This is a genomic window from Pseudomonas sp. SWI36 (assembly GCF_002948105.1).
GTDB classification, from domain to species: domain Bacteria; phylum Pseudomonadota; class Gammaproteobacteria; order Pseudomonadales; family Pseudomonadaceae; genus Aquipseudomonas; species Aquipseudomonas alloputida.
The window spans coordinates 2,154,950-2,176,959 of sequence record NZ_CP026675.1; the positions used below are offsets into that span (position 1 = coordinate 2,154,950).

Genomic DNA, 22,010 nt, shown 5'->3' on the forward strand with positions numbered 1-22,010 from the left:
ACCTGTGGGAGCGGGCGTGCCCGCGAAGGGCTGCAAAGCAGCCCCAATATCAAACCGCCGCATCACAGCTTGGCGATGGACACTTCGGTCGACTTCACAAAGGCAATCACTTCACTGCCCACCTGCAACTCCAGCTCCCGCACGGAACGGGTGGTAATCACCGAAGTGACGATACCCGAAGCCGTCTGCACGTCGATTTCCGACAGTACCGGGCCTTCGAGGATTTCTTTCACAGTACCTTTGAACTGGTTGCGAACGTTGATGGCTTTGATAGTCATGGCTTGCTTCCTTTTGGCTTCTGGGATTCAAAGCGCCCAACGCAGCTGCGTGGGCAGAGGGGCTACAGGATCCGGCTCGGGCGCAGTGCCCGGGGTGGACAGAACACGGTTGAGCACTTCGCTTTCCAGCGCGGCCAGACGGTGCGAACCACGCGCCCGGGGCCGTGCCAGGTCAACAGTGAGGTCGAGCCCGACCTCGCCGTCCTCGATCAGGATCACCCGGTCCGCCACGGCAACCGCCTCGCTGACGTCGTGGGTGACCAGCAGCACAGTGAAGCCGTGCTGACGCCACAGGCGTTCGATCAGTTGCTGCATCTCGATACGGGTCAATGCATCCAGCGCCCCCAGTGGCTCGTCCAGCAGCAGCAGGCGGGGTTGGTGAATCAAGGCTCGGGCCAAAGCCACGCGCTGCTTCTGGCCTCCCGAGAGCGCTGCCGGCCATTCGTTGGCGCGGTCGGCCAGGCCAACCGCATCCAAGGCCTCCAGCGCACGCTGACGCCAGTCGCCAGACAGCCCAAGGCCAACGTTGTCTATCACCTTCTTCCACGGCAGCAGCCGCGCGTCCTGGAACATCAGGCGGGTTTCTTCACGGGCCTCTTCCAGCGGCGCGGCACCCGCCAGTAGTTGCCCGGCGGTGGGCTGGTCCAGCCCGGCCAGCAGCCGCAGCAAAGTGCTCTTGCCGCAGCCGCTGCGGCCGACAATGGCCACGAACTGGCCGGCCGGAATGTGCAGGTCGATACCCTTCAGAACTTCGCGTTGGCCAAAAGTCTTGCGCAGGCCCTTGGAGGCCAGCGGGGTGCCACGCAGCAGGCGTGGCGGCTGTTCCTTGAGCACGGTCATGCGCCCTCCTTCCTGGCAACTTGATAGGCCGGGTGCCAGCGCAGCCACACACGCTCCAGGCCTCGGGCCGCAAGGTCGGCAAGCTTGCCGAGCACGGCATACAGGACGATGGCCAGCACTACCACGTCGGTCTGAAGAAATTCGCGAGCATTCATTGCCAGGTAACCGATGCCGGCGTTGGCCGAAATGGTTTCGGCAACAATCAGGGTCAGCCACATGAAGCCAAGGGCGAAACGCACACCCACCAGGATCGAAGGCAGCGCCCCCGGCAGGATCACCTGGCGGAACAGGCCGAAGCCGGACAAGCCGTAACTGCGCGCCATTTCCACCAACGCTGGGTCAACGTTACGGATGCCGTGGTAGGTGTTCAGGTAGATCGGGAACAACGTGCCCAGCGCGACCAGAAAGATCTTTGCCGATTCGTCGATACCGAACCACAGAATCACCAGCGGGATGAGCGCGAGGTGCGGCACGTTGCGGATCATCTGTACCGAGCTGTCGAGCAGGCGTTCGCCCCAGTTCGACAGGCCGGTGATGAAGCCCAGTACCAGGCCGATGCTGCCGCCGATGACAAAGCCCAGGCCTGCACGCCAGCCGCTGATGGCCAGGTGGGTCCAGATTTCGCCGCTGCGCACCAGCTCGACACCCGCGCTTACCACTGCGCTAGGTGCCGGCAGGATACGCGTCGACAGCCAGCCGGCGCTGACGGCCAGTTGCCATATGGCCAACAGCAGCACCGGCAGCGCCCACGGCGCCAAGCGCTGGGTCAGGTTGGAAGAAGTTGCACGACTCATGGCCAGGCCCTCAGCTCTGCGACACAGATTTGGGCAGGATGTCGTTGGCCACCATCTCGCCGAACGGGCTTACATAACCTCCGGCTTTCGGCTGCTCTGGGCGCTGCACATCCAGGTGCGGGAACAGCAGCTCCGCCACGCGGTAAGACTCTTCCAGGTGTGGATAACCCGAGAAGATGAAGGTATCGATGCCCAAGTCGGCATATTCCTTGACCCGTGCTGCCACGGTAGGGCCGTCGCCCACCAGCGCGGTACCCGCGCCGCCCCGTACCAGGCCAACACCTGCCCACAGGTTGGGGCTGACTTCCAGGTTGTCGCGGTTGCCGCCGTGCAGGGCGGCCATGCGTTGCTGGCCCACCGAGTCGAAACGCGCCAGCGAGGCCTGGGCGCGGGAGATGGTGTCATCGTCCAGGTGCGAGATCAGGCGCTCGGCGGCGGCCCAAGCCTCTTCGTTGGTTTCCCGCACGATCACGTGCAGGCGGATACCGAAGCGTACTTCGCGCCCTTGAGCAGCCGCTTTTTCGCGCACCTGTGCGATCTTCTCGGCAACGGCTGCCGGTGGCTCGCCCCAGGTCAGGTACAGCTCGACCTGTTCGGCCGCCAGGTCCTGAGCGGCCTCGGACGAGCCGCCGAAATACAGCGGTGGGCGTGGTTGCTGAATCGGCGGGTAGAGCAGCTTGGCGCCCTTTACCTGGATGTGCTTACCGTCGTAATCGACGTTTTCGCCTTCCAGCACCTTGCGCCAGATACGGGTGAACTCGACCGAAGCTTCGTAGCGCTCCTGATGGTTCAGGTGCAGGCCATCACCCGCCAGCTCGTCCGGATCACCACCGGTCACCAGGTTGAATAGCGCACGGCCATTGGACAAGCGATCGAGGGTGGCCGCCTGGCGTGCTGCCACGGTCGGCGAAATGATGCCCGGGCGCAGGGCTACGAGGAACTTCAGGCGTTGGGTCACGGGGATCAGCGACGCGGCCACCAGCCAGGAGTCCTCGCAGGAACGCCCGGTCGGGATCAGCACCCCACCAAAACCAAGGCGGTCAGCAGCCTGCGCGATCTGCTGCAGGTAACCGTGGTCGACCGCACGTGCGCCTTCGGAAGTGCCCAGGTACTTGCCGTCACCGTGGGTGGGGAGGAACCAGAAAATGTTAAGGCTCATTGGAGTCGTCTCCTCAAGGGTGGCTCTAGCCGGAGCGGCGCCCCGGCACTGGCAGTCAATCAAGGCGCGCTAGCGACTTTGGCAGGGGGTGTCCAGATCACGTCCTTGATGCTCAGCGGCTTGGGTATCAGCTTGAGCGCCTGGAAGGTGTCGGCGATCTTCTGCTGCGCGGCCACCACGTCCGGGGTCAGCGGCGCAGCGCCGTAGCCTTGGCGTTTGACAGAGGTCAGGGTGATGTCGGCAGGCAGGCCGAGCAGCGGGGCAACCTGGTCGGTCACTTCCTGCGGGTTGGCCTGGGACCACTCACCCACAGCGCGCACTTCCTCGATCACGGTGTTGATCACCGCTGGGTGCTGTGTCGCATAGTTGCGGGTGGCGAGGTAGAACTGGTGGTTGTCGACCAGGCCCTTGCCGTCACGCAGGGTGCGCGCTTGCAGCTGCTGCTCGGCGGCGGCCTGGTAAGGGTCCCAGATCACCCAGGCATCCACGCTGCCGCGCTCGAAGGCGGCGCGGGCGTCGGCCGGCGGCAGGTAGACAGGCTGGATGTCGCTGTACTTGAGGCCGGCGTCTTCCAGGGCGCGGACCAGCAGGTAGTGCACGTTGGAGCCTTTGTTGAGGACGACCTTTTTACCCTTGAGGTCCTTCACCGACTGGATCGGCGAGCCCTTGGGCACGAGGATCGCTTCGCTGTGCGGCGCTGGCGGCTCGTAGGCCACGTAGAGCAGGTCGGCGCCAGCGGCCTGAGCGAACACAGGAGGGGTCTCGCCGGTGACACCAAAATCGATGGAACCGACGTTCAGCCCTTCAAGCAGCTGCGGGCCGCCGGGGAATTCGGTCCATTGCACCTGTACACCCTGCTCGGCCAGGCGCTTCTCCAGCGTGCCCTTGGCCTTGAGCAGCACCAAGGTGCCGTATTTCTGGTAACCGATACGCAGGCTCTCGGCCTGGGCTTGGGTAATGGCGCCGAAGGACACAGCCGCCGCAAACAGGGCGACCAGACCACGACGCAAGAAGACTGTGCGCATGGCGCTCTCCTGTGCGAATGGGGTTCGGGTTGCACCTGCTTGCCTCGTTAACGGGCGAGTAAGGTGGTGAAGCGGGTAATGCCGTTCAGATGCTCCAGCGAGCGCTGATCAGACGTTCGTTCAATACGCCGGGGGCCACGGGGCGTGGCCGACGGGCCAGGGCGACGTGGAAGGTTTCCAGCGAGTCGTGCAGGCGTTCTTCCAGCGCCTGTACCAACTGCGCGGGCTTTGTGCCTTCTGCGTAAGCCACCTGGCTGTCGTCGGCAAAGATCCCTTGCAGGGTCTCTTGTGCCTTGAGTGCCGATAGCACCGGCTTCAATGCGTAATCCACCGCCAGCATGTGGGCGATGCTGCCGCCAGTGGCGATGGGCAACACGATCTTGTGGGCCAGGGCGCGCTCGGGCAGCAGGTCAAGCAAGGTTTTCAGGGCACCGGAAAACGAAGCCTTGTACACCGGGGTGGAGACGATCAGGCCATCGGCCTGGGCCACCAGTTGCTGAAAGTGTTGCACATGCGGGCTGTCGAAACGGGCATGCAGCAGGTCTTCGGCGGGGAAGTCACGCACCTGGAACGTCACCACTTCAACGCCGCGATCCTGCAGCCACTGGCGCGAACGCTCGAGCAGCACGCCGGAGCGTGAACGGAGACTTGGGCTACCACCGATTGAGACGACCAGCATTGCTGCGCTTCCTTGTGTTCTGTTGGAGGTGACATTAACAGCTGCCACATATATCTAGAAATCATATTTTTTCATTTGTTTATTCCATTATTGTCTTTACTCATCAAGGCCTCTTCGCGGGCGCGCCCGCTCCCACAGGTTTTGCAGGCATAAAAAAGGGCCGTCGAAACGGCCCGAAAATCCCTGCTTGGCTAAGAGCAATGCAACGAGGAATCCATTAACGATTGGGTTGAGGGGTCAGGCGCAGATAGGGTTTGACCGCCCGGTAACCTTTGGGGAAGCGCTGCTTGATCTCCTCCTCATCTTTGAGCGAAGGCACGATCACCACTTCGTCGCCGTCCTGCCAGTTACCGGGTGTGGCGACCTTGTGGTTGTCGGTCAGTTGCAGCGAGTCGATCACCCGCAGAATTTCGTTGAAGTTGCGCCCGGTACTGGCCGGGTAGGTAATGGTCAGGCGCACCTTTTTATTCGGGTCGATGATGAACAGCGAGCGCACGGTCAGGGTGTCGCTGGCGTTCGGGTGGATCAGGTCGTAAAGGTCGGACACCTTGCGGTCAGCGTCAGCAATGATCGGGAAGTTGACCACGGTATTCTGTGTTTCGTTGATGTCATCGATCCACTTGTGATGCGAGTCGACCGGGTCCACCGACAGGGCGATGGCCTTGACCCCGCGCTTGGCAAACTCGTCCTTCAGCTTGGCGGTCAGGCCCAACTCGGTGGTGCACACCGGGGTGAAGTCGGCCGGGTGGGAGAACAACACCCCCCAGCTGTTGCCCAGCCACTCGTGGAAGCGGATCTTGCCTTCGCTGGAATCCTGTTCGAAATCGGGGGCGATATCGCCGAGTTTGAGGCTCATGGGCTGCGGCTCCTGGGCTGGGTTCTGTACCGTATGGGTTCAATGTGCCTGCAATCGATTAAAAACAAAAAGAATAAATAACAATTTATTTATAACCATAACGCATAGCAATTTACAGGCACAAAAAAGCCTCGCATCACGCGAGGCTTCTTGTTCAGCTACCGCTTACAGGAAGTTGTAAGTGTAGTTCACGATGAAGCGAGTCTGGTCTTTGTCCAGGGCGCTTTCGCCGCTACCACGGTAGACACCTTGACGCAGGCTGAAGCCCAGGCCTTTGAGAGCGCCTTCCTGAAGGGTGTAGTCGACGCGGGCGTCACGTTCCCATTCGTTGTAGGTGCCGTCACCCGACCTGTTGCGAACATCATCACCACGCAGGTAGGACACCGAAGCCTTCAGGCCTGGAACACCCAGAGCCGCAAAGTCATAGGAGTACTGACCAAAGGTTGTATTCTCACCGGCGCGGGCAAACTGGTTGATCATGCTATCGGTGAACAGGTAGAAGCTCGCGCCGCCGTTACCTTCCAGAGAGGAAGTGGAGCCGTCTTTACGGACGCTACCTTGGTTCAGCCAGACGAAACCACCATCGTCACCCACTTGCTGGTGACCGAGCATCAGCGCATGGCCACCCAGGGTGTAGGTGAACATGGCGCTCCAGGTCTTGTTGTCGACCTCGCCCGAGTTCTTCGCGTAGCCACCGTTGTTGTCGAAGGCATAGCCAGTCTGGCCATTCTTGCCGTCGCTGCTGCTGTCGAAGTAGCGCAGGTCAGTCTTGAACGACTGGTTGTCGGCAATCTTGAATACGTGGGTCGCACCCAGGAAGTGCTGCTTGTAGAAGTCTTCCAGGTTCGAGTAGTAGTACTGCAGGGTCAGGTCTGGGGTGAGCTTGTAATCACCGCCGGCGAACTGGAACTTGTTGCTGTCGCGGAAGGCGCCGGAAACGGAGAGACCGGTACGGTTGCTCGAAGCACGACCCATGGCGTGAGTCAGTTGACCCGCGTTGATGGTCAGGTTGTCGATTTCCTTCGACTGGAGGGTGCCACCCTCGAAGGTCTGCGGAAGCAGACGACCATCGTTGGAGACCAGGATCGGCAGCATAGGCGCCAGGGCGCTACCGTAGTGGACCTCGGTTTTGGAGAAGCGCGCCTTGGCGTTACCACCAATGCGTGCCCAGTCGTGGACTGCCGAACCATCGGAGTCACTCGGGAAGAACGTGTTGTTGGCATCTGGACGGCTACCACGGCCACCATCCAGGTGAATGCCCCACAGCGCTTGAACATCAACACCAAAACCTACGGTGCCTTGAGTGAAGCCAGACAGGTAGTCGAGCTTGAAACCCTGACCACTTTCTTTCTGGTCAATACCGCTTTCGCGGTTGTCATCGTTGAAGTACATGGTGCGCGAGCTGAGCGACAGCTTGCTGTCCTCAACGAAACCGGCAGCGCCTGCTTGTTGGGCGAGAACCCCCAGTGCCACGGCCAGAGCCAGGCTGGACTTGTACATGTTTTGCTCCTCTACGTTCTAATTTTTGTGTATCTCTGGCGGAGGGGTCTGATGCCCCGCTCACCGGGATGGGCGATTTAGTCCCAAAGCGTGACCGTTAAGTCAATCGTTTCTAAACGTTTCGCGACTTTGGTCTAAGACGCCACCTGCGCTACAGGATAATGACAATCCTATAAATCCAAAATGACTGTTTTATGTATTTGTAAGACTTTTAAGGAATATATTAGGAACCTTTACTGCCATCCGTTGTAGCAGAGAATCTTCTAATAGCTTTTGGTTATTTGCAAACGTTTGCTCATAACCTAATGCCAAATCGTTCTATAGGGTCTTGCAGGCACCTCTGGCTTCGTCAGGGGTCATGGCTTTAAAGCGTTTGGCTCCTAAGCTAATGCAAAAAAGTTATTTATTTTAATTTTCTTAGATCATTTAGCCTTCTCGTCATCCAACCCGACTTGCCTGACGAGAGGTTCAACCATGATCCCGCACGCTCCGCTGCGCCTGTTCGCTGCCCTGACCCTCGCCAGCACCAGCTGGTTGGCCCAGGCAGCCGACCTGACAGTGGCCTACCAGACCACTGTCGACCCGGCCAAAGTGGCACAGGTCGATGGCGACTACGAAAAAGCCAGCAAGGCCAGCATCGACTGGCGCAAATTTGATAACGGCGCAGACGTGATCACTGCCGTGGCCAGCGGCGACGTGCAGATCGGCTACCTGGGCTCCAGCCCGCTGGCCGCTGCCGCCACCCGCAAGCTGCCGGTTGAAACCTTCCTCATCGCCACCCAGATTGGCGCGGGTGAAGCGTTGGTGGCCCGTGACAGCATCAAGTCGCCGCAAGACCTGATCGGCAAGAAGGTCGCCGTCCCGTTCGTATCCACCGGCCATTACAGCCTGCTGGCCGCACTGAAAAGCTGGAATATCGACCCTTCCAAGGTACAGATTCTCAACCTGGCGCCGCCGGCCATCATTGCCGCCTGGAAGCGCGGCGACATCGATGCGACCTACGTGTGGGACCCGGCTCTGGGCGTGGCCAAGGAAAACGGCAAGGTACTGATTACCTCCGGTGAACTGGCGCAGAAAGGCGCGCCTACCTTCGATGCCTGGATCGTGCGCAAGGACTTCGCCGAGAAACACCCTGATGTGGTCAAGGCCTTTGCCAAAGTCACCCTCGATGCCTACGCCGACTACCGCAAGGACCCAAAAGCCTGGCTGGCCGACAAGGGCAACGTAGACAAGCTGGTGAAGCTGTCCGGTGCCAAGGCCAGCGACATCCCGGTGCTGCTGGAGGGCAACGTCTACCCGCTGGCCGCTGACCAGGCCCACGCCCTGGGCGCGCCGACCACCCAGGCGCTGACGGACACCGCCAACTTCCTCAAACAGCAAGGCAAAGTCGAAGCAGTGCTGCCGGACTACTCGCCGTACGTCAGCGCCAAGTTCCTTCCAAACTGATCCGGAGCCCGTCATGGCCTTGCTCGAGCTGGAGCGCATCAGCGCACAGTACCCAGGCGCCAGCACCCCGGTGCTGGCCGATATCAACCTGAGCCTGGGGCCACGCCAACTGCTGGTGGCCCTGGGGCCTTCCGGCAGCGGCAAGACCTCACTGCTCAACCTGATCGCCGGCTTCGTCGCCCCCAGTGGCGGTCACATCACCCTCGATGGTGTGCCGGTGCAAGGCCCCGGTGCAGAACGCGGCGTGGTGTTCCAGGACGATGCCCTGCTGCCATGGCAGAACGTGCTGGGCAACGTCGCCTTCGGCCTCGAACTGGCCGGCGTACCCCGCGCTCAGCGTGAGGCCAAGGCCCGCGAAATGCTCACACTGGTCGACCTCGATGGCTTCGGCGAACGGCGCATCTGGCAATTGTCCGGTGGCCAGAAGCAGCGCGTGGGCCTTGCCCGGGCGCTGGCGGCTGACCCTCGGGTATTGCTGATGGATGAACCGTTCGGTGCCCTCGATGCCTTCACCCGTGAGCAGATGCAAGAGCTGCTATTGCAAGTTTGGCAACGCACCGCCAAGCCGGTGTTCCTGATTACACACGACATCGAAGAAGCGGTGTTCCTCGCCAGTGAACTGGTACTGCTGGCGCCCAGCCCGGGACGCGTAGTGGAACGCCTGCAGCTGAACTTCGGCCAGCGCTATGCCGCTGGCGAATCGGCCCGGGCCATCAAGTCCGATCCAGCGTTCATCGAAACCCGCGAGCATGTGCTGGCGCGGGTGTTTTCCCAACGCCAAAGCCTGCAGGAGCGCGCATGAGCAGCCTGGACCTGCCGGTCGCCGGCAAACACGACGCCCAAACCCGGCCAGCCGCCACGCTACGCCGCCCACTGTCCACCCGCTGGATCAGCACCCTGACCCTGGCCAGCCTGCTACTGGTCTGGTGGCTGGTGACGGCTGCCGGTTGGGTAGAGCCCCTGTTCCTGCCCTCGCCCGGCGACATCCTGGCCAAGGCATGGACCTTGCTGACCCAAGGCTACATGGATGCCAGCCTGTGGCAGCACCTGAGCGCAAGCCTGGGCCGCATCGGCCTGGCGCTGGTGGCTGCGACCCTGACCGCAATACCAGTCGGCATCGCCATCGGCTACAACCGCGTGGCCCGCGGCATTCTCGACCCGCTGATCGAGTTCTACCGGCCCATCCCGCCGCTGGCCTACCTGCCACTGATCGTCATCTGGTGCGGTATCGGCGAGCTGTCGAAAGTGCTGCTGATCTACCTGGCAATCTTCGCCCCCATCGCCATTGCCACAGCCACCGGTGTGCGCACGGTAGACCCGGCCAAGCTGCGGGCGGCGCAGTCGCTGGGTGCATCCAAGGCCCAACTGATCCGCCACGTCATTTTGCCCAGTGCATTGCCTGACATCCTAACCGGCATCCGCATTGGCCTGGGGGTCGGCTGGTCGACCCTGGTGGCCGCCGAACTGATCGCCGCCACCAGCGGCCTGGGCTTCATGGTGCAGTCGGCGGCGCAGTTTCTGGTCACCGACGTGGTGGTGCTGGGCATCCTGCTGATCGCCCTGATCGCCTTCGCTCTGGAAATGAGCCTGCGTGCCCTGCAACGCAAGCTGGTGCCCTGGCATGGGCAGATTCACTGAACCCCATTGTCCACGCCAGCACGCTGGCGCCCGATTGAAGAGACCGACATGAGCCTGACCATCACTCCCCTAAGCCCAGCACTCGGCGCCCAGATCAGCGGCGTGGACCTCCGCCGCGATATCAGTGCAGAAGAGCGCGATGCCCTCGAGCAGGCACTGCTCCAGCACCAGGTGCTGTTCCTCCGCGACCAACCGATCAACCCGGAACAGCAGGCGCGCTTTGCCGCACGCTTCGGCGACCTGCACATCCACCCGATTTACCCCAACGTGCCAGACACCCCACAGGTGCTGGTGCTCGACACGGCGGTTACCGATGTGCGCGACAACGCCGTGTGGCACACCGACGTGACCTTTTTGCCGACCCCGGCACTGGGCGCGGTACTCAGCGCCAAGCAATTGCCTGCTTACGGTGGCGATACCCTTTGGGCCAGCGGCATTGCGGCCTTCGAGGCCTTGTCGGCGCCGCTGCGTGAAATGCTGGACGGGCTGACCGCTACCCACGACTTCACCAAGTCGTTCCCGCTGGAGCGCTTTGGCACCACGCCGCAAGACCTGGCGCGCTGGGAGGCCACCCGGCGCAACAACCCGCCGCTGTCGCACCCGGTGGTGCGCACGCATCCGGTGAGCGGGCGCAAGGCGTTGTTCGTCAATGAAGGGTTCACTACACGCATCAATGAACTGAGCGAACTGGAAAGCGATGCGCTGCTGAGGCTGCTGTTCGCCCATGCGACGCGACCGGAGTTCAGCATTCGCTGGCGTTGGCAGGAGAATGACGTGGCGTTCTGGGACAACCGCGTGACCCAGCATTTTGCGGTGGATGATTACCGACCGAACCGGCGGGTGATGCACCGGGCAACCATCCTTGGGGATGCACCCTTCTAGCGGTTGCCCGTCCTGACCTCTTCGCGGGCCGCTCCCGCAGGTACAACACAGGGTTCGAAACCGGTGCCGTGCCTGTGGGAGCGGGCAAGCCCGCGAAGAGGCCAGGACAGGAGAGCTTGGTCAGCGGACCAGGTGCAGGTACTGCATGTGCCGCTCGTACTGGTCGAGGATGTCGTTGATGATCTGCTCCTTGCTGTAGCCCACCAGGTCATAGTTCTGGCTGCCTTCGCTCAGGTGCACCTCCGCCCGGTAATAGCGGCGGTTCTTCAACTCCTGCGTACCCAGCCCCCCCAAGGCGAACGATGGCGTGAAATAGCCACGCATCTGCACCTGGTAAATGAACGGCTGTTCCTCGCCATGGCCAATCTTCAGGCTGACGTTGTCATGGCTAGGGTCGTCCTGGGTAATCAGTACCAGGCCTTTCTGCTCGAACACTTCACGCACATCGGCAATCGCCGGGCGCACCACATCATCCATGAAGCGGTACACCTCATCACGCGACGGGAAGTGCACCGCCTGGCTCAGGCGCTGGCGCCAGCCGCCACGACCGCGACGTGACTGGGCGAACGGGGCCAGCGAGTGCATCTGCGCGATCTGCCGCTGCGACTCCAGGTAGAACGCCTTGTGCAGCCCCCACATCATGCACAGCAGAATGAGCGAGAACGGCAGCGACGTCAGCACCACTGCCGACTTCAGCGAATCGATGCTGCCAGCGAACAACAGCGCACTGGTGATCAGTGCAGTCATCGCCCCCCAAAAGATACGCAGCCAGTTCGGCCCATCTTCATCAGCGTCACCGCCCTTGGCCGACAAGGTCGACAGCACCACGGTGCCCGAGTCGGCCGAGGTGACGAAGAACACGAAGCTGATGAACACCGTGGTGGCGATGACTGCCTTGCTCCAGGGGTAGGTTTCCAGCAGCAGGTACAGGCTCATCGACGGGTTGTCCAACGCCGACTGACCCAGTGCGGTCATGCCGTGGTTGATCACCTGGTCCAGGGCGCTGTTGCCGAAGATCGACATCCACGCCAGGGTGAAGCCCAGCGGAATCAGCAGCACGCCAAAGACGAACTCGCGGATGGTACGGCCACGGGAGATGCGGGCGATGAACAGGCCCACGAACGGCGCCCAGGCAATCCACCAGGCCCAGTAGAACACGGTCCAGCCGCCCAGCCAGCCACGGTTTTCACCATAGGCATACACGTCGAAGCTCTTGCGCGGCAACGCACCCAGGTAGTCGCCCAGGTTCTGGATCAGCGTGTTGAACAGGTGCTGGGTAGGCCCGGCGAACAGCACGAACAGCAGCAGCGCACAGGCCAGGAACAGGTTGATATCGCTCATCACCCGCACCCCCTTCTCCACCCCGGCCACGGCTACGGCCACAGCCGCGCCCATCATCAGGGTGATGAGGATCACCTGCACCCACTGGCTGTGGCTGATACCGAACAGGTAGTCCAGACCGGCGTTCAGATGCAGCACCCCAAAGCCCATGTCGGCGCCCAGGCCGAACACCGTGGCGATGATGCCGAAGCCATCCACCGCATAACCGATCGGGCCGTTGATGCGCTTGCCAATCAGCGGGTACAGCGCCGAACGCAGGGCCAGCGGCAGGTTGTGCCGGTAGGCGAAATAGGCCAATGCCATGCCGACGAAGGCGAACACCCCCCAGCCATGCAGGCCCCAGTGCAGGAACAGGATCTGCATCGCCTGGCGCCCGGCCTCGACCGTGCCGGCTTCGCCTTGCGGCGGTTGCAGCATGTGGGTCAGCGGTTCGGAGACACAGAAGAAGAACAGCGTGATGCTGATGCCGGCGGCGAACAGCATGCCGGCCCACGACAGGTAGCTGAACTCGGGTTCGTCGTGGTCGGCACCGAGTTTGATCTTGCCGTAGCCAGACAAGGCGGTGACCACCACGAAGACCAGGTACAGCGTCATCGCCAGCATGTAGTACCAGCCGACCGTGTTGGCCGCCCAGTTCTGCGCTGCCAGCAACCAGTCACCTGCGGCTTGCGGGTTGGAGATGACTACCAGGCCAAAGATGAGGATGAAACTCGCCGCAAAGTAGAACACCGGGGGTTCATGCGGATCTTGCCATTGGCAAGGGAAGGGTTCGGTGCACTCATAGGGCGTGCACCTCGTCGAATGACGTGAGGTTCGGAATGAACGGGTTCAGCAAAGGAATCCTCCTGTTGAACACCGGCAGCGGACCAGCGTTTTTTCATTGAACAAGCGTTCAAGTTAAACATGGATCGGATTTCAATGCGAATTGGGGCGCTGATTGGTGTCGTCCTGTTCCGGCCTCTTCGCGGGTTAGCCCTCCCCTACATTGGTATGTTCTTTGTAGGAGCGGGCTTGCCCGCGAAGAGGCCAGCACAGGCAATTTCAATGCGGGATCAGTTCTTGTCCTGGCAATCCAGCTGCAGGTTGGCCTGAGTAATGTTGCTTTCAGCCGGCACACTGCGAGTCAGCCACACATTACCGCCAATGGTCGAACCCTTGCCGATGGTAATACGCCCCAGCACCGTGGCCCCGGCATAGATCACCACATCGTCCTCGACGATCGGGTGGCGTGGCAGGCCTTTATGCAGCGTACCCGACTCATCGCTGGGGAAACGCTTGGCGCCCAAAGTCACCGCCTGGTAGATGCGCACGCGCTCGCCGATGATCGCGGTTTCACCAATCACCACACCCGTACCATGATCGATGAAGAAGCTCGGGCCGATCTGCGCCCCGGGGTGAATGTCGATACCGGTGGCCGAATGCGCCAGCTCCGAACTGATCCGCGCCAGCAGCGGCAGCCCAGCCTTGTACAGGTGGTGTGCCAGCCGGTGGTGGATAATCGCCAGGATGCCCGGGTAGCACAGCAGCACTTCATCGACGCTGCGCGCTGCCGGGTCGCCGTGGTAGGCGGCCAGCACATCGGTGTCGAGCAGAACGCGCAGTTCCGGCAGCGCAGCTGCAAAGCCCTGGATCAGGCTCAGCGCACGGGCGTCGACGCCCGCCAGCTCAGCCTTGCTTTGCCGTGCTGCGTAGCGAAGTTCAAGACGAGCCTGGGCCAGCAAGGCGGTCAGCGCGGCATCCAGGGTATGGCCGACGTAGAAGTCTTCACTTTCTTCGCGCAGGTCGACTGGCCCCAGGCGCATGGGGAACAGCGCCCCGCACAGTTGCTCCAGAATCTGTCTCATCGCTTCGCGCGACGGCAGCTCGCGCCCGCCCTGCTCGCCAATACTGCGGCCATTGCGGGTGCGCCATTGCTCACGGGCACCGCGCAGGCCAGTGACAATGCTCTGCAACTGCCAATGCGCGGATGAAGGTTGTTCGCTCACGGTTTTCTCCTGCCGTATAGGCCATCTGATTTTGTTGCCAGGCCCGCGAAAGGGCCGAACCTGCGTGCATGCAATCCACTTTACGGCAAATCCGAGGCTTGGAAAAAACAACGCTTTATTCCATCCTGCGCTAAGTCAGGCATAAGCCGCGATGACGGAGTGGGTATCGTCGCCTACCCTCAAAGCAGCCGGCACCTGGCAAAAATCAAAAAAGGGAATATTAAAGTTATTTTTTAGTATTTCCCGGCCTAATCAGCCAACCCTATAGTCGCCACCTCACTACCTAGACAACAAGCGCGGGGCTCTGCCATGTCGAAATTCGCCAAACCGCTACTCAACGCCAGCCTGGCCCTCCTGCTGGGTGCCGGCCTGCTCAGTCAGGCTTTCGCTGGCGAGCAATTGAAGACCATCCAGGAAAAGGGCGTCATCAACGTCGGCCTCGAGGGCACCTACCCGCCATTCAGCTTCCAGGACGAAAACGGCAAACTGACCGGCTTCGAAGTGGAGCTGTCCGAGCTGCTGGCCAAGGAGCTGGGGGTCAAGGCCAAGATCCAGCCGACCAAGTGGGACGGCATCCTCGCCGCACTGGAATCCAAACGCCTGGATGTAGTGGTCAATCAGGTGACCATTTCCGAAGAGCGCAAGAAAAAGTACGACTTCTCCGAGCCCTACACTGTCTCCGGCATCCAGGCACTGATCCTGAAGAAGAAAGCCGAGCAGCTGAACATCAAGGGCGCACAGGACCTGGCCGGCAAAAAGGTCGGCGTAGGCCTTGGCACCAACTACGAGCAGTGGGTGAAAAAGGACGTGCCACAAGCCGATGTGCGCACCTATGAAGATGACCCAAGCAAGTTCGCTGACCTGCGCAACGGCCGCATCGACGCCATCCTGATCGACCGCCTGGCCGCGCTGGAATACGCGCAAAAAGCCAAGGACACCCAACTTGCCGGCGATGCCTTCTCGCGCCTGGAAAGCGGCGTGGCCCTGCGCAAAGGTGAGCCGGAACTGTTGGCAGCTATCAACAAGGCCATCGACAAGCTAAAAGCTGACGGCACGCTGGCCAAGCTGTCCGAGAAGTACTTCGGTGCCGATGTCACCAAATGATCGCTGAAAGCCTGCAACTCGTTGTCGACTCCGCGCCCTTCCTGCTGAAGGGCGCGGGTTATACGGTGCTGCTCAGTGTCGGCGGCATGTTCTTCGGTCTGGTGCTGGGCTTTGCCCTGGCGCTGATGCGGCTGTCGAAGATTCTGCCGCTGAACTGGCTGGCGCGGGTCTACGTGTCGTTCTTCCGCGGCACGCCGCTGCTGGTGCAGCTGTTCGTCATCTATTTCGGCATGCCGCAAATCGGCATCGAGCTCGACCCAATCCCCGCTTCGCTGATCGGCCTGTCGCTGAACATGGCGGCCTACATCTGCGAGATCCTGCGCGCAGCCATTTCCTCGATCGACCGGGGCCAGTGGGAAGCAGCCGCCAGCATCGGCATGACCCGCGTGCAAGCCATGCGCCGCGCGATCCTGCCACAGGCCTTGCGCACCGCGTTGCCACCGCTGGGCAACAGCTTCATCTCGCTGGTAAAGGACACCGCCCTGGCGGCGACCATCCAGGTGCCCGAGCTGTTCCGCCAAGCCCAGCTGATTACTGCGCGCACGTTCGAAGTGTTCACCATGTACGTGGCGGTCGCGGTCATCTACTGGGTGCTGTGCAGCATCCTTGCGCACTTCCAGAACCGCATGGAAGCGCGGGTCAACCAGCATGACCAGGAGCATTGAGCATGATTGAAGTCAAAGGCCTGACCAAGCGGTTCAAGGGCCAGACCGTGCTCAACGGTATCGACCTGACCGTGCAGCCCGGTGAAGTGGTGGCCATCATCGGCCCCAGTGGCTCGGGCAAAACCACCTTCCTGCGCTGCCTTAACCTGCTGGAAACCCCCGATGCCGGGCAGATCCAGATCGGCGCCATCAGCATCGATGCCAACCGACCTTTGGGCGGGCAGCAGAGTGCGATTCGCCGTCTGCGCCAGCAGGCCGGGTTCGTGTTCCAGAACTTCAACCTGTTCCCCCACCGCACCGCCCTGGAGAACGTGATCGAGGGGCCGGTGATCGTCAAGAAGACGCCCCGCGAGCAGGCCATCGAGCTTGGCCGGCGCCTGCTGGCCAAAGTCGGCCTGGCGGGCAAGGAAGACGCCTACCCACGGCGCCTGTCCGGCGGCCAGCAGCAACGCGTGGCCATCGCCCGTGCCCTGGCCATGGAACCAGAGGTAATCCTGTTCGACGAACCGACCTCGGCGCTGGACCCGGAGCTGGTCGGTGAAGTACTGGCGACCATCCGCGGCCTGGCCGAGGAAAAGCGCACCATGATCATCGTCACCCACGAGATGAGCTTTGCCCGGGACGTGGCGAACCGGGTGATCTTCTTCGACAAGGGCGTGATCGTGGAGCAGGGCGAGGCCAAGGCCCTGTTTGCAGCGCCGAAGGAAGAGCGTACGCGGCAGTTCTTGCGCAAGTTCCTCGGGACTGCGGCCTCAGAGTAAACCTGTTCCGGCCCATTCGCGGGTAAACCCGCTCCTACAGTGCACAGATCTTGAGGCATGTGTAGGAGCGGGTTTACCCGCGAAGAGGCCGGCACGCCCGTAACAAATCCCCCCTTCTATAAATATTCCAAAAAGTTAGTTCATAAAATTTTTATAAATCATTAGGGTATATATACCGGACCACCGGACCAGCACACGTCTGTCGCGATCAGCTGTAGCGACATAACTATTTTGTGAGGTCAGGAATGGTCAGGATCACAATCACCCCAGTGCGTAACGCCAGGGCATTGAGTGCAGCCAAGGAGCGGCACTGATGCCCAGCCAAGCCAACACCCAATTCCATAGCGATCTCGACAGCTCGCCCCCGCTGCTGCCGGCCAAGGTACTGCGCAACGACGCCGAAGCCCTGCAAGCGGCCCGCGAGCTGGCCGAGGTCGCCCGTGAGCAAGCTGCCCGGCGCGACCAGCAACGCAAACTGCCCTGGGCCGAAATCGAACTGTTTACCCGCAGCGGTCTGGGCAGCATCACCGTACCCAAGGCCTACGGCGGCCCCGACGTGTCGTTCGCAACCGTCGCCGAAGTGTTCCGCCTGATCAGCGCCGCCGACCCCGCCCTGGGGCAGATCCCGCAGAACCAGTTCGGCATGCTGCAACTGCTGCGCCTGACGGCCAGCGAGGCGCAACAAGCGCTGATCTTCCGCAGCGTGCTCGACGGCTGGCGCATCGGCAATGCCGGGCCTGAGCGTGGCACCAGGGATACCCTCACCCTCAAGGCCCGAATCACGCGCGCCGGCGACAGCTACCGCATAAGTGGCGAGAAGTTCTACTCCACCGGTGCCTTGTTCGCCCATTGGGTGGCGGTAAAAGCCCTAGACGATGAAGGCCGCCAGCGCCTGGCATTCGTGCGCCGGGGAAGCCTGGGGTTGCGCATTGTCGATGACTGGTCCGGGTTCGGCCAGCGCACCACCGCCAGCGGTACCGTGCTGCTGGACCAGGTGCCGGTTGACGCGGAACTGGTGATCGACAACTGGCGCCAGCGCGATATCCCCAACATTCAGGGCGCCGCTTCGCAGCTGATCCAGGCGGCGATCGACGCCGGCATCGCCGAAGCGGCTATCGATGATGCGATCACGTTCGTGCGCGAAAAGTCCCGGCCGTGGATTGAAGCCAACGTCGACCGTGCCAGTGACGACCCTTATGTAATTGCCGACATCGGCCGCCTGAAACTCGAGCTGCACGCCGCCGAAGCGCTGCTGCGCAAAGCTGCTCGGGTACTCGACGAGGTCAATGCTGCGCCTATCGACGCAGCCAGCGCGGCACGGGCCTCGATTGCGGTGGCCGAGGCCAAGGTGCTGACCACCGAGATTGCCCTGCAGGCCAGCGAAAAGCTGTTCGAGCTGGCCGGCAGCCGCGCCACCCTTGCCGAGTTCAACCTCGACCGCCACTGGCGAAATGCCCGGGTGCACACCCTGCACGACCCGGTGCGCTGGAAGTACCACGCGGTGGGCGCTTACCACCTTAACGGCACCCTGCCTGCACGGCATTCCTGGATCTGATTTGCTGCCTTTGGGGCTGCTGCGCAGCCCTTCGCGGGCTTGCCCGCTGCCACAGGATTGTCACCGCCTGAACCGGCATCACTTTACCTGTGGGAGCGGGCAAGCCCGCGAAGGGCTGCGCAGCAGCCCCCGGAGAACTCCATGACAATCGCTATCATCACCAGCGACGCCCAAGCCCTGGCCGTCGCCGAAGACATCGCCCAGCAACTGCGCCGCGACAGCGCCTTGCGCGACCGCGAGCGCCGCCTGCCGCTGGCCGAACTCGAACTGTTCACGCGCTCCGGCCTTTGGGCCATCAGCGTGCCCAAAGCCTTCGGCGGTGCCGGCGTTTCCAACGTCACCCTGGCCAAGGTCATCGCCCGTATCGCGCAGGCCGACGGTTCGCTCGGGCAGATTCCGCAGAATCATTTCTACGGTCTGGAAGTGCTGCGGGTAAACGGCAGCCCCGAACAGCAACAGCGCCTGTACGCCGAGGTACTGGCTGGCCGCCGTTTCGGCAATGCCCTGGCCGAGCTGGGCACCAAGACCGCCCACGAGCGCACCACCCGCCTGAGCCGTGACGGCGACGGTTTCCGCATCAACGGGCGCAAGTTCTATTCCACAGGCGCCATCTATGCCCAGCGCATTCCAACCTCGGTCGTGGATGAGCAAGGCGTACAGCAGTTGGCTTTCGTCCAGGCCGACAGCCAAGGGCTGCAGGTGATCGACGACTGGAGCGGCTTCGGCCAGCGCACCACCGGCAGCGGTTCGGTGGTGTTCGATAACGTGTACGTCAGCGCAGCCGACGTGGTGCCGTTCCAGAGCGCCTTCGAGCGCCCCACCCCGGTTGGCCCGCTGGCGCAGATCCTCCATGCCGCCATCGACACCGGCATTGCCCGCGCCGCCTATGAAGACGCCCTGCACTTCGTGCGCACCCGCAGCCGTCCGTGGGTCGACTCCGGCCTGGACAAGGCCACGGATGACCCGCTAACGCTGAAAAGCTTCGGCCATCTGGCGGTCCGCTTGCATGCGGCCGAAGCCCTGCTGGAGCGCGCAGGCGAATACCTCGACCGCGCCCGCGACGACAGCACTGCCGACAACGTGGCCGCCGCCTCCATTGCCGTGGCCGAAGCACGCGCCATCAGTACCGAAATTTCCCTCACCGCCGGTACCACCCTGTTCGAACTGGGCGGCAGCCAGGCAACATTGGCCGAACACAACCTCGACCGCCACTGGCGCAACGCTCGCGTGCACACCCTGCACGACCCGGTGCGCTGGAAGTACCACGCCATCGGCAACTACTACCTCAACGATGCCAACCCGCCACGCCGGGGGACCATCTGATGGCCAAGCAGATTCTGCTCAATGCCTTCAACATGAACTGCATCGGGCACATCAACCACGGTCTGTGGACCCACCCACGGGACACTTCAACCCAGTACAAGACCCTGGACTACTGGACCAACCTGGCACGCCTGCTGGAACGCGGTCTGTTCGACGGGCTTTTCATTGCCGACATCGTCGGTACCTACGACATCTACGGCCAGTCACTGGACGTCACCCTCAAGGAGTCGATCCAGCTGCCAGTCAACGACCCGCTGCTGCTGGTGTCCGCCATGGCTGCGGTCACCCGTCACCTGGGTTTTGGCCTTACCGCCAACCTCACCTACGAGGCGCCGTACCTGTTCGCCCGGCGCCTTTCCACACTCGACCACCTGAGCAATGGCCGGGTGGGCTGGAACATTGTCACCGGCTACCTCGACAGCGCTGCCCGGGCCATGGGCCTGGCGCAGCAACCGGAGCATGATCGCCGCTACGACCAGGCCGATGAATACCTGCAGGTGTTGTACAAGCTGCTGGAAGGCAGCTGGGCCGATGACGCAGTGGTCGCCGACCGCGAGCATCGCGTCTATGCTACGCCCGACAAGGTGCGCAAGGTTCAGCACCAGGGCGAGTTCTACAAGGTCGAAGGCTACCACCTGTGCGAGCCCTCACCGCAGCGCACCCCGGTGCTGTTCCAGGCCGGCAGCTCGCCGCGTGGCCTGGCCTTCGCCGGCAACCATGCCGAATGCGTGTTCATCAGTGGCCAGGACAAGGCAGCCACCCGCGCCCAGGTCGACAAGGTTCGCGCGGCCGCCCAGGCCGCCGGCCGCGACCCGCAGGCGGTCAAGGTGTTCATGGGCATCACGGTGATCGTTGCGGCCACCGAGCAACTGGCCCAGGCCAAACATGCCGAGTACCTGCGCCACGCCAGCGCCGAAGCGGGCGTCGCGCACTTCGCCGCGTCCACTGGCATCGACTTCGCCGCCTATGAATTGGACGAACCCATTGCCTTCAACCAGGGCAACGCCATCCAGTCAGCCACGCGCCAGTTGCAGGACAACGCCTGGACCCGCCGGCGCCTGTTGCAACAGCACGCCTTGGGCGGCCGCTACGTAACCCTGGTCGGCGCGCCTGAACAGGTGGCCGAGCAGTTGATCGCGTGGATCGATGAAACCGGCCTGGACGGTTTCAACCTGACCCGCACCGTCACCCCGGAGAGCTTCGAGGACTTCATCGAGCTGGTCATCCCGCAACTTCAGCAGCGTGGCCGCTACAAGACTGCCTACACCGAAGGCACCCTGCGCGAAAAACTGTTCCAGGCCGACCACCCGCACTTACCCGCCGACCACCCTGGCTCGGCTTACCGCTTTACCCCTACCCCGACTGGAGCCCTGCACCATGCTTGAGAAACTGTTCCGGCCCGTCGCGGCCATTGCCATCACCCTCGGCCTGTGCGCCGGTACCCTTGCTGCCGAGCCGTTGAAGATCGGCACCACCTCGGCCTTTGCCATTCCGCTGGAAGCCGCGGTTGAAGAAGCCCACAAGCAAGGCCTGGAAGTGAAGCTGATCGAGTTCAGCGACTGGATTGCGCCCAATGTCAGCCTCAACAGCGGCGACATCGACGCGAACTACTTCCAGCACATCCCTTTCCTGGAAAACGCCAAGGCTGCTGCAGGCTTCAACCTCGTGCCTTACGCCCCGGGCATCATCAACAACGTTGGCCTGTACTCGAAAAAGTACAAAAGCTTTGCCGAGCTGCCTGAAGGCGCCAGCGTGGCCATCGCCAACGACCCGATCAACAGCGGCCGTGGCCTGCTGCTGCTGGCCAAGGCCGGGTTGATCACCCTGAAGCCAGGCGTGGGCTACAAGGCCACCGAGGATGACATCGTCGCCAACCCTAAAAAGCTGAAGATCCTTCAGGTGGAGGCGGTGCAACTGGTACGTGCCTACGACGACGCCGACCTGGTGCAGGGTTACCCGGCCTACATCCGCCTGGCCAACACCTTCGATGCCACCTCGGCGTTGCTGTTCGACGGGCTGGAAAACAAGGAATACGTGATCCAGTTCGTCATTCGCCCGCAAAGCAAGGACGATCCACGCCTGGCCAAGTTCGTCGACATCTACCAGCATTCGCCAGCGGTGCGCGCTGCGTTGAACAAAGCTCACGGCAAGCTCTACCAAGCCGGCTGGGAAGGCTGAA

The 22,010-nt window shown here is 62.2% G+C and carries 20 protein-coding genes and 1 pseudogene; 11 read left to right on the plus strand and 10 right to left on the minus strand.

The genetic code is table 11. The annotated features are described in order from the left end of the window. Positions 1 to 62 precede the first annotated feature (62 nt). From C4Q27_RS10480 to C4Q27_RS10515, 8 genes are all read right to left on the minus strand, one after another. Positions 63 to 278, minus strand: a complete 216-nt coding sequence (locus C4Q27_RS10480) for a molybdopterin-binding protein (protein ID WP_003255829.1) — start codon at positions 276 to 278, stop codon at positions 63 to 65. Positions 279 to 305: 27 nt separating this feature from the next. After that, a complete protein-coding gene (ssuB, locus tag C4Q27_RS10485) occupies positions 306 to 1,118 on the minus strand; it encodes an aliphatic sulfonates ABC transporter ATP-binding protein (RefSeq protein ID WP_104886826.1) in 813 nt (270 codons plus the stop codon). Continuing rightward, a complete protein-coding gene (gene ssuC / locus C4Q27_RS10490) occupies positions 1,115 to 1,912 on the minus strand; it encodes an aliphatic sulfonate ABC transporter permease SsuC (protein ID WP_003255831.1) in 798 nt (265 codons plus the stop codon). Before ssuC ends, ssuB begins: the two co-directional genes overlap by 4 nt. A 10-nt stretch (positions 1,913 to 1,922) precedes the next feature. Further along, positions 1,923 to 3,071 (minus strand): FMNH2-dependent alkanesulfonate monooxygenase, encoded by a 1,149-nt coding sequence (ssuD, locus tag C4Q27_RS10495; protein ID WP_003255833.1) that lies wholly within the window; start codon positions 3,069 to 3,071, stop codon positions 1,923 to 1,925. Positions 3,072 to 3,130: 59 nt separating this feature from the next. Further along, on the minus strand, positions 3,131 to 4,096 hold the full coding sequence (locus C4Q27_RS10500; RefSeq protein ID WP_014589331.1) for a sulfonate ABC transporter substrate-binding protein: 966 nt from the start codon (positions 4,094 to 4,096) through the stop codon (positions 3,131 to 3,133). 85 nt (positions 4,097 to 4,181) lie between these two features. Continuing rightward, positions 4,182 to 4,775 carry an NADPH-dependent FMN reductase gene (ssuE, locus tag C4Q27_RS10505; protein ID WP_003255835.1) on the minus strand — a complete coding sequence of 198 codons (594 nt, stop codon included), beginning with the start codon at positions 4,773 to 4,775 and terminating at the stop codon, positions 4,182 to 4,184. A 217-nt stretch (positions 4,776 to 4,992) separates the two neighbouring features. Then, positions 4,993 to 5,631 carry a peroxiredoxin gene (locus C4Q27_RS10510; protein ID WP_003255836.1) on the minus strand — a complete coding sequence of 213 codons (639 nt, stop codon included), beginning with the start codon at positions 5,629 to 5,631 and terminating at the stop codon, positions 4,993 to 4,995. Positions 5,632 to 5,796: 165 nt separating this feature from the next. Beyond that, positions 5,797 to 7,131: an OprD family porin gene (locus tag C4Q27_RS10515; RefSeq protein ID WP_064491769.1), complete on the minus strand. Its 1,335-nt coding sequence runs from the start codon at positions 7,129 to 7,131 to the stop codon at positions 5,797 to 5,799. A 474-nt stretch (positions 7,132 to 7,605) separates the two neighbouring features. Here C4Q27_RS10515 and tauA point away from each other — a divergent pair, with 474 nt between their 5' ends. Genes tauA through tauD form a run of 4 tightly spaced genes read left to right on the plus strand, consistent with a single transcriptional unit; the run spans position 7,606 to position 11,097 of the window. Next, positions 7,606 to 8,577, plus strand: coding sequence for a taurine ABC transporter substrate-binding protein (tauA, locus tag C4Q27_RS10520; RefSeq protein WP_020191047.1), 972 nt, complete (start codon positions 7,606 to 7,608; stop codon positions 8,575 to 8,577). Between the two features lie 13 nt (positions 8,578 to 8,590). Next, complete coding sequence (tauB, locus tag C4Q27_RS10525) at positions 8,591 to 9,379, plus strand: taurine ABC transporter ATP-binding subunit (protein WP_064491768.1); 789 nt, start codon at positions 8,591 to 8,593, stop codon at positions 9,377 to 9,379. Continuing rightward, positions 9,376 to 10,215: a taurine ABC transporter permease TauC gene (tauC, locus tag C4Q27_RS10530; RefSeq protein ID WP_064491767.1), complete on the plus strand. Its 840-nt coding sequence runs from the start codon at positions 9,376 to 9,378 to the stop codon at positions 10,213 to 10,215. The genes tauB and tauC overlap by 4 nt, the downstream gene beginning before the upstream one ends. 48 nt (positions 10,216 to 10,263) lie before the next feature. Continuing rightward, complete coding sequence (gene tauD, locus C4Q27_RS10535) at positions 10,264 to 11,097, plus strand: taurine dioxygenase (RefSeq protein ID WP_020191044.1); 834 nt, start codon at positions 10,264 to 10,266, stop codon at positions 11,095 to 11,097. A 120-nt stretch (positions 11,098 to 11,217) separates the two neighbouring features. Here tauD and betT read toward each other — a convergent pair. Then, positions 11,218 to 13,220: pseudogene (gene betT, locus C4Q27_RS10545) on the minus strand (choline transporter BetT). 270 nt (positions 13,221 to 13,490) lie between these two features. Beyond that, a complete protein-coding gene (epsC, locus tag C4Q27_RS10550; RefSeq protein ID WP_003255846.1) occupies positions 13,491 to 14,423 on the minus strand; it encodes a serine O-acetyltransferase EpsC in 933 nt (310 codons plus the stop codon). 309 nt (positions 14,424 to 14,732) lie between these two features. On the opposite strand from epsC, the gene tcyJ reads away from it, so the two are divergent. The 7 genes from tcyJ to C4Q27_RS10585 all read left to right on the plus strand — a co-directional run bounded on the left by tcyJ (position 14,733) and on the right by C4Q27_RS10585 (position 22,009). Then, positions 14,733 to 15,527, plus strand: coding sequence for a cystine ABC transporter substrate-binding protein (gene tcyJ, locus C4Q27_RS10555; RefSeq protein ID WP_003255847.1), 795 nt, complete (start codon positions 14,733 to 14,735; stop codon positions 15,525 to 15,527). Then, the gene (tcyL, locus tag C4Q27_RS10560) at positions 15,524 to 16,192 is read left to right on the plus strand and encodes a cystine ABC transporter permease (protein ID WP_003255849.1); all 669 of its coding nucleotides are present in this window, start codon (positions 15,524 to 15,526) and stop codon (positions 16,190 to 16,192) included. Before tcyJ ends, tcyL begins: the two co-directional genes overlap by 4 nt. 2 nt (positions 16,193 to 16,194) lie before the next feature. Beyond that, positions 16,195 to 16,953: an L-cystine ABC transporter ATP-binding protein TcyN gene (tcyN, locus tag C4Q27_RS10565; RefSeq protein WP_010951607.1), complete on the plus strand. Its 759-nt coding sequence runs from the start codon at positions 16,195 to 16,197 to the stop codon at positions 16,951 to 16,953. A gap of 313 nt (positions 16,954 to 17,266) precedes the next feature. Continuing rightward, positions 17,267 to 18,508: an SfnB family sulfur acquisition oxidoreductase gene (locus tag C4Q27_RS10570; RefSeq protein WP_064491766.1), complete on the plus strand. Its 1,242-nt coding sequence runs from the start codon at positions 17,267 to 17,269 to the stop codon at positions 18,506 to 18,508. Positions 18,509 to 18,649: 141 nt separating this feature from the next. Next, positions 18,650 to 19,831 (plus strand): SfnB family sulfur acquisition oxidoreductase, encoded by a 1,182-nt coding sequence (locus C4Q27_RS10575; RefSeq protein ID WP_064491765.1) that lies wholly within the window; start codon positions 18,650 to 18,652, stop codon positions 19,829 to 19,831. Next, complete coding sequence (locus C4Q27_RS10580; RefSeq protein WP_064491764.1) at positions 19,831 to 21,216, plus strand: LLM class flavin-dependent oxidoreductase; 1,386 nt, start codon at positions 19,831 to 19,833, stop codon at positions 21,214 to 21,216. The genes C4Q27_RS10575 and C4Q27_RS10580 overlap by 1 nt, the downstream gene beginning before the upstream one ends. After that, a complete protein-coding gene (locus C4Q27_RS10585) occupies positions 21,209 to 22,009 on the plus strand; it encodes a MetQ/NlpA family ABC transporter substrate-binding protein (RefSeq protein ID WP_064491763.1) in 801 nt (266 codons plus the stop codon). The genes C4Q27_RS10580 and C4Q27_RS10585 overlap by 8 nt, the downstream gene beginning before the upstream one ends. The last annotated feature ends 1 nt before the right edge of the window (position 22,010 follow it).

What these genes read in the sequence shown, in the direction of transcription:
- C4Q27_RS10480 (WP_003255829.1), bottom strand. Translation starts at nt 278, where the DNA reads ATGACTATCAAAGCCATCAACGTTCGCAACCAGTTCAAAGGTACTGTG.
- ssuB (WP_104886826.1), bottom strand. Translation starts at nt 1,118, where the DNA reads ATGACCGTGCTCAAGGAACAGCCGCCACGCCTGCTGCGTGGCACCCCG.
- ssuC (WP_003255831.1), bottom strand. Translation starts at nt 1,912, where the DNA reads ATGAGTCGTGCAACTTCTTCCAACCTGACCCAGCGCTTGGCGCCGTGG.
- ssuD (WP_003255833.1), bottom strand. Translation starts at nt 3,071, where the DNA reads ATGAGCCTTAACATTTTCTGGTTCCTCCCCACCCACGGTGACGGCAAG.
- C4Q27_RS10500 (WP_014589331.1), bottom strand. Translation starts at nt 4,096, where the DNA reads ATGCGCACAGTCTTCTTGCGTCGTGGTCTGGTCGCCCTGTTTGCGGCG.
- ssuE (WP_003255835.1), bottom strand. Translation starts at nt 4,775, where the DNA reads ATGCTGGTCGTCTCAATCGGTGGTAGCCCAAGTCTCCGTTCACGCTCC.
- C4Q27_RS10510 (WP_003255836.1), bottom strand. Translation starts at nt 5,631, where the DNA reads ATGAGCCTCAAACTCGGCGATATCGCCCCCGATTTCGAACAGGATTCC.
- C4Q27_RS10515 (WP_064491769.1), bottom strand. Translation starts at nt 7,131, where the DNA reads ATGTACAAGTCCAGCCTGGCTCTGGCCGTGGCACTGGGGGTTCTCGCC.
- tauA (WP_020191047.1), top strand. Translation starts at nt 7,606, where the DNA reads ATGATCCCGCACGCTCCGCTGCGCCTGTTCGCTGCCCTGACCCTCGCC.
- tauB (WP_064491768.1), top strand. Translation starts at nt 8,591, where the DNA reads ATGGCCTTGCTCGAGCTGGAGCGCATCAGCGCACAGTACCCAGGCGCC.
- tauC (WP_064491767.1), top strand. Translation starts at nt 9,376, where the DNA reads ATGAGCAGCCTGGACCTGCCGGTCGCCGGCAAACACGACGCCCAAACC.
- tauD (WP_020191044.1), top strand. Translation starts at nt 10,264, where the DNA reads ATGAGCCTGACCATCACTCCCCTAAGCCCAGCACTCGGCGCCCAGATC.
- tcyJ (WP_003255847.1), top strand. Translation starts at nt 14,733, where the DNA reads ATGTCGAAATTCGCCAAACCGCTACTCAACGCCAGCCTGGCCCTCCTG.
- tcyL (WP_003255849.1), top strand. Translation starts at nt 15,524, where the DNA reads ATGATCGCTGAAAGCCTGCAACTCGTTGTCGACTCCGCGCCCTTCCTG.
- tcyN (WP_010951607.1), top strand. Translation starts at nt 16,195, where the DNA reads ATGATTGAAGTCAAAGGCCTGACCAAGCGGTTCAAGGGCCAGACCGTG.
- C4Q27_RS10570 (WP_064491766.1), top strand. Translation starts at nt 17,267, where the DNA reads ATGCCCAGCCAAGCCAACACCCAATTCCATAGCGATCTCGACAGCTCG.
- C4Q27_RS10575 (WP_064491765.1), top strand. Translation starts at nt 18,650, where the DNA reads ATGACAATCGCTATCATCACCAGCGACGCCCAAGCCCTGGCCGTCGCC.
- C4Q27_RS10580 (WP_064491764.1), top strand. Translation starts at nt 19,831, where the DNA reads ATGGCCAAGCAGATTCTGCTCAATGCCTTCAACATGAACTGCATCGGG.
- C4Q27_RS10585 (WP_064491763.1), top strand. Translation starts at nt 21,209, where the DNA reads ATGCTTGAGAAACTGTTCCGGCCCGTCGCGGCCATTGCCATCACCCTC.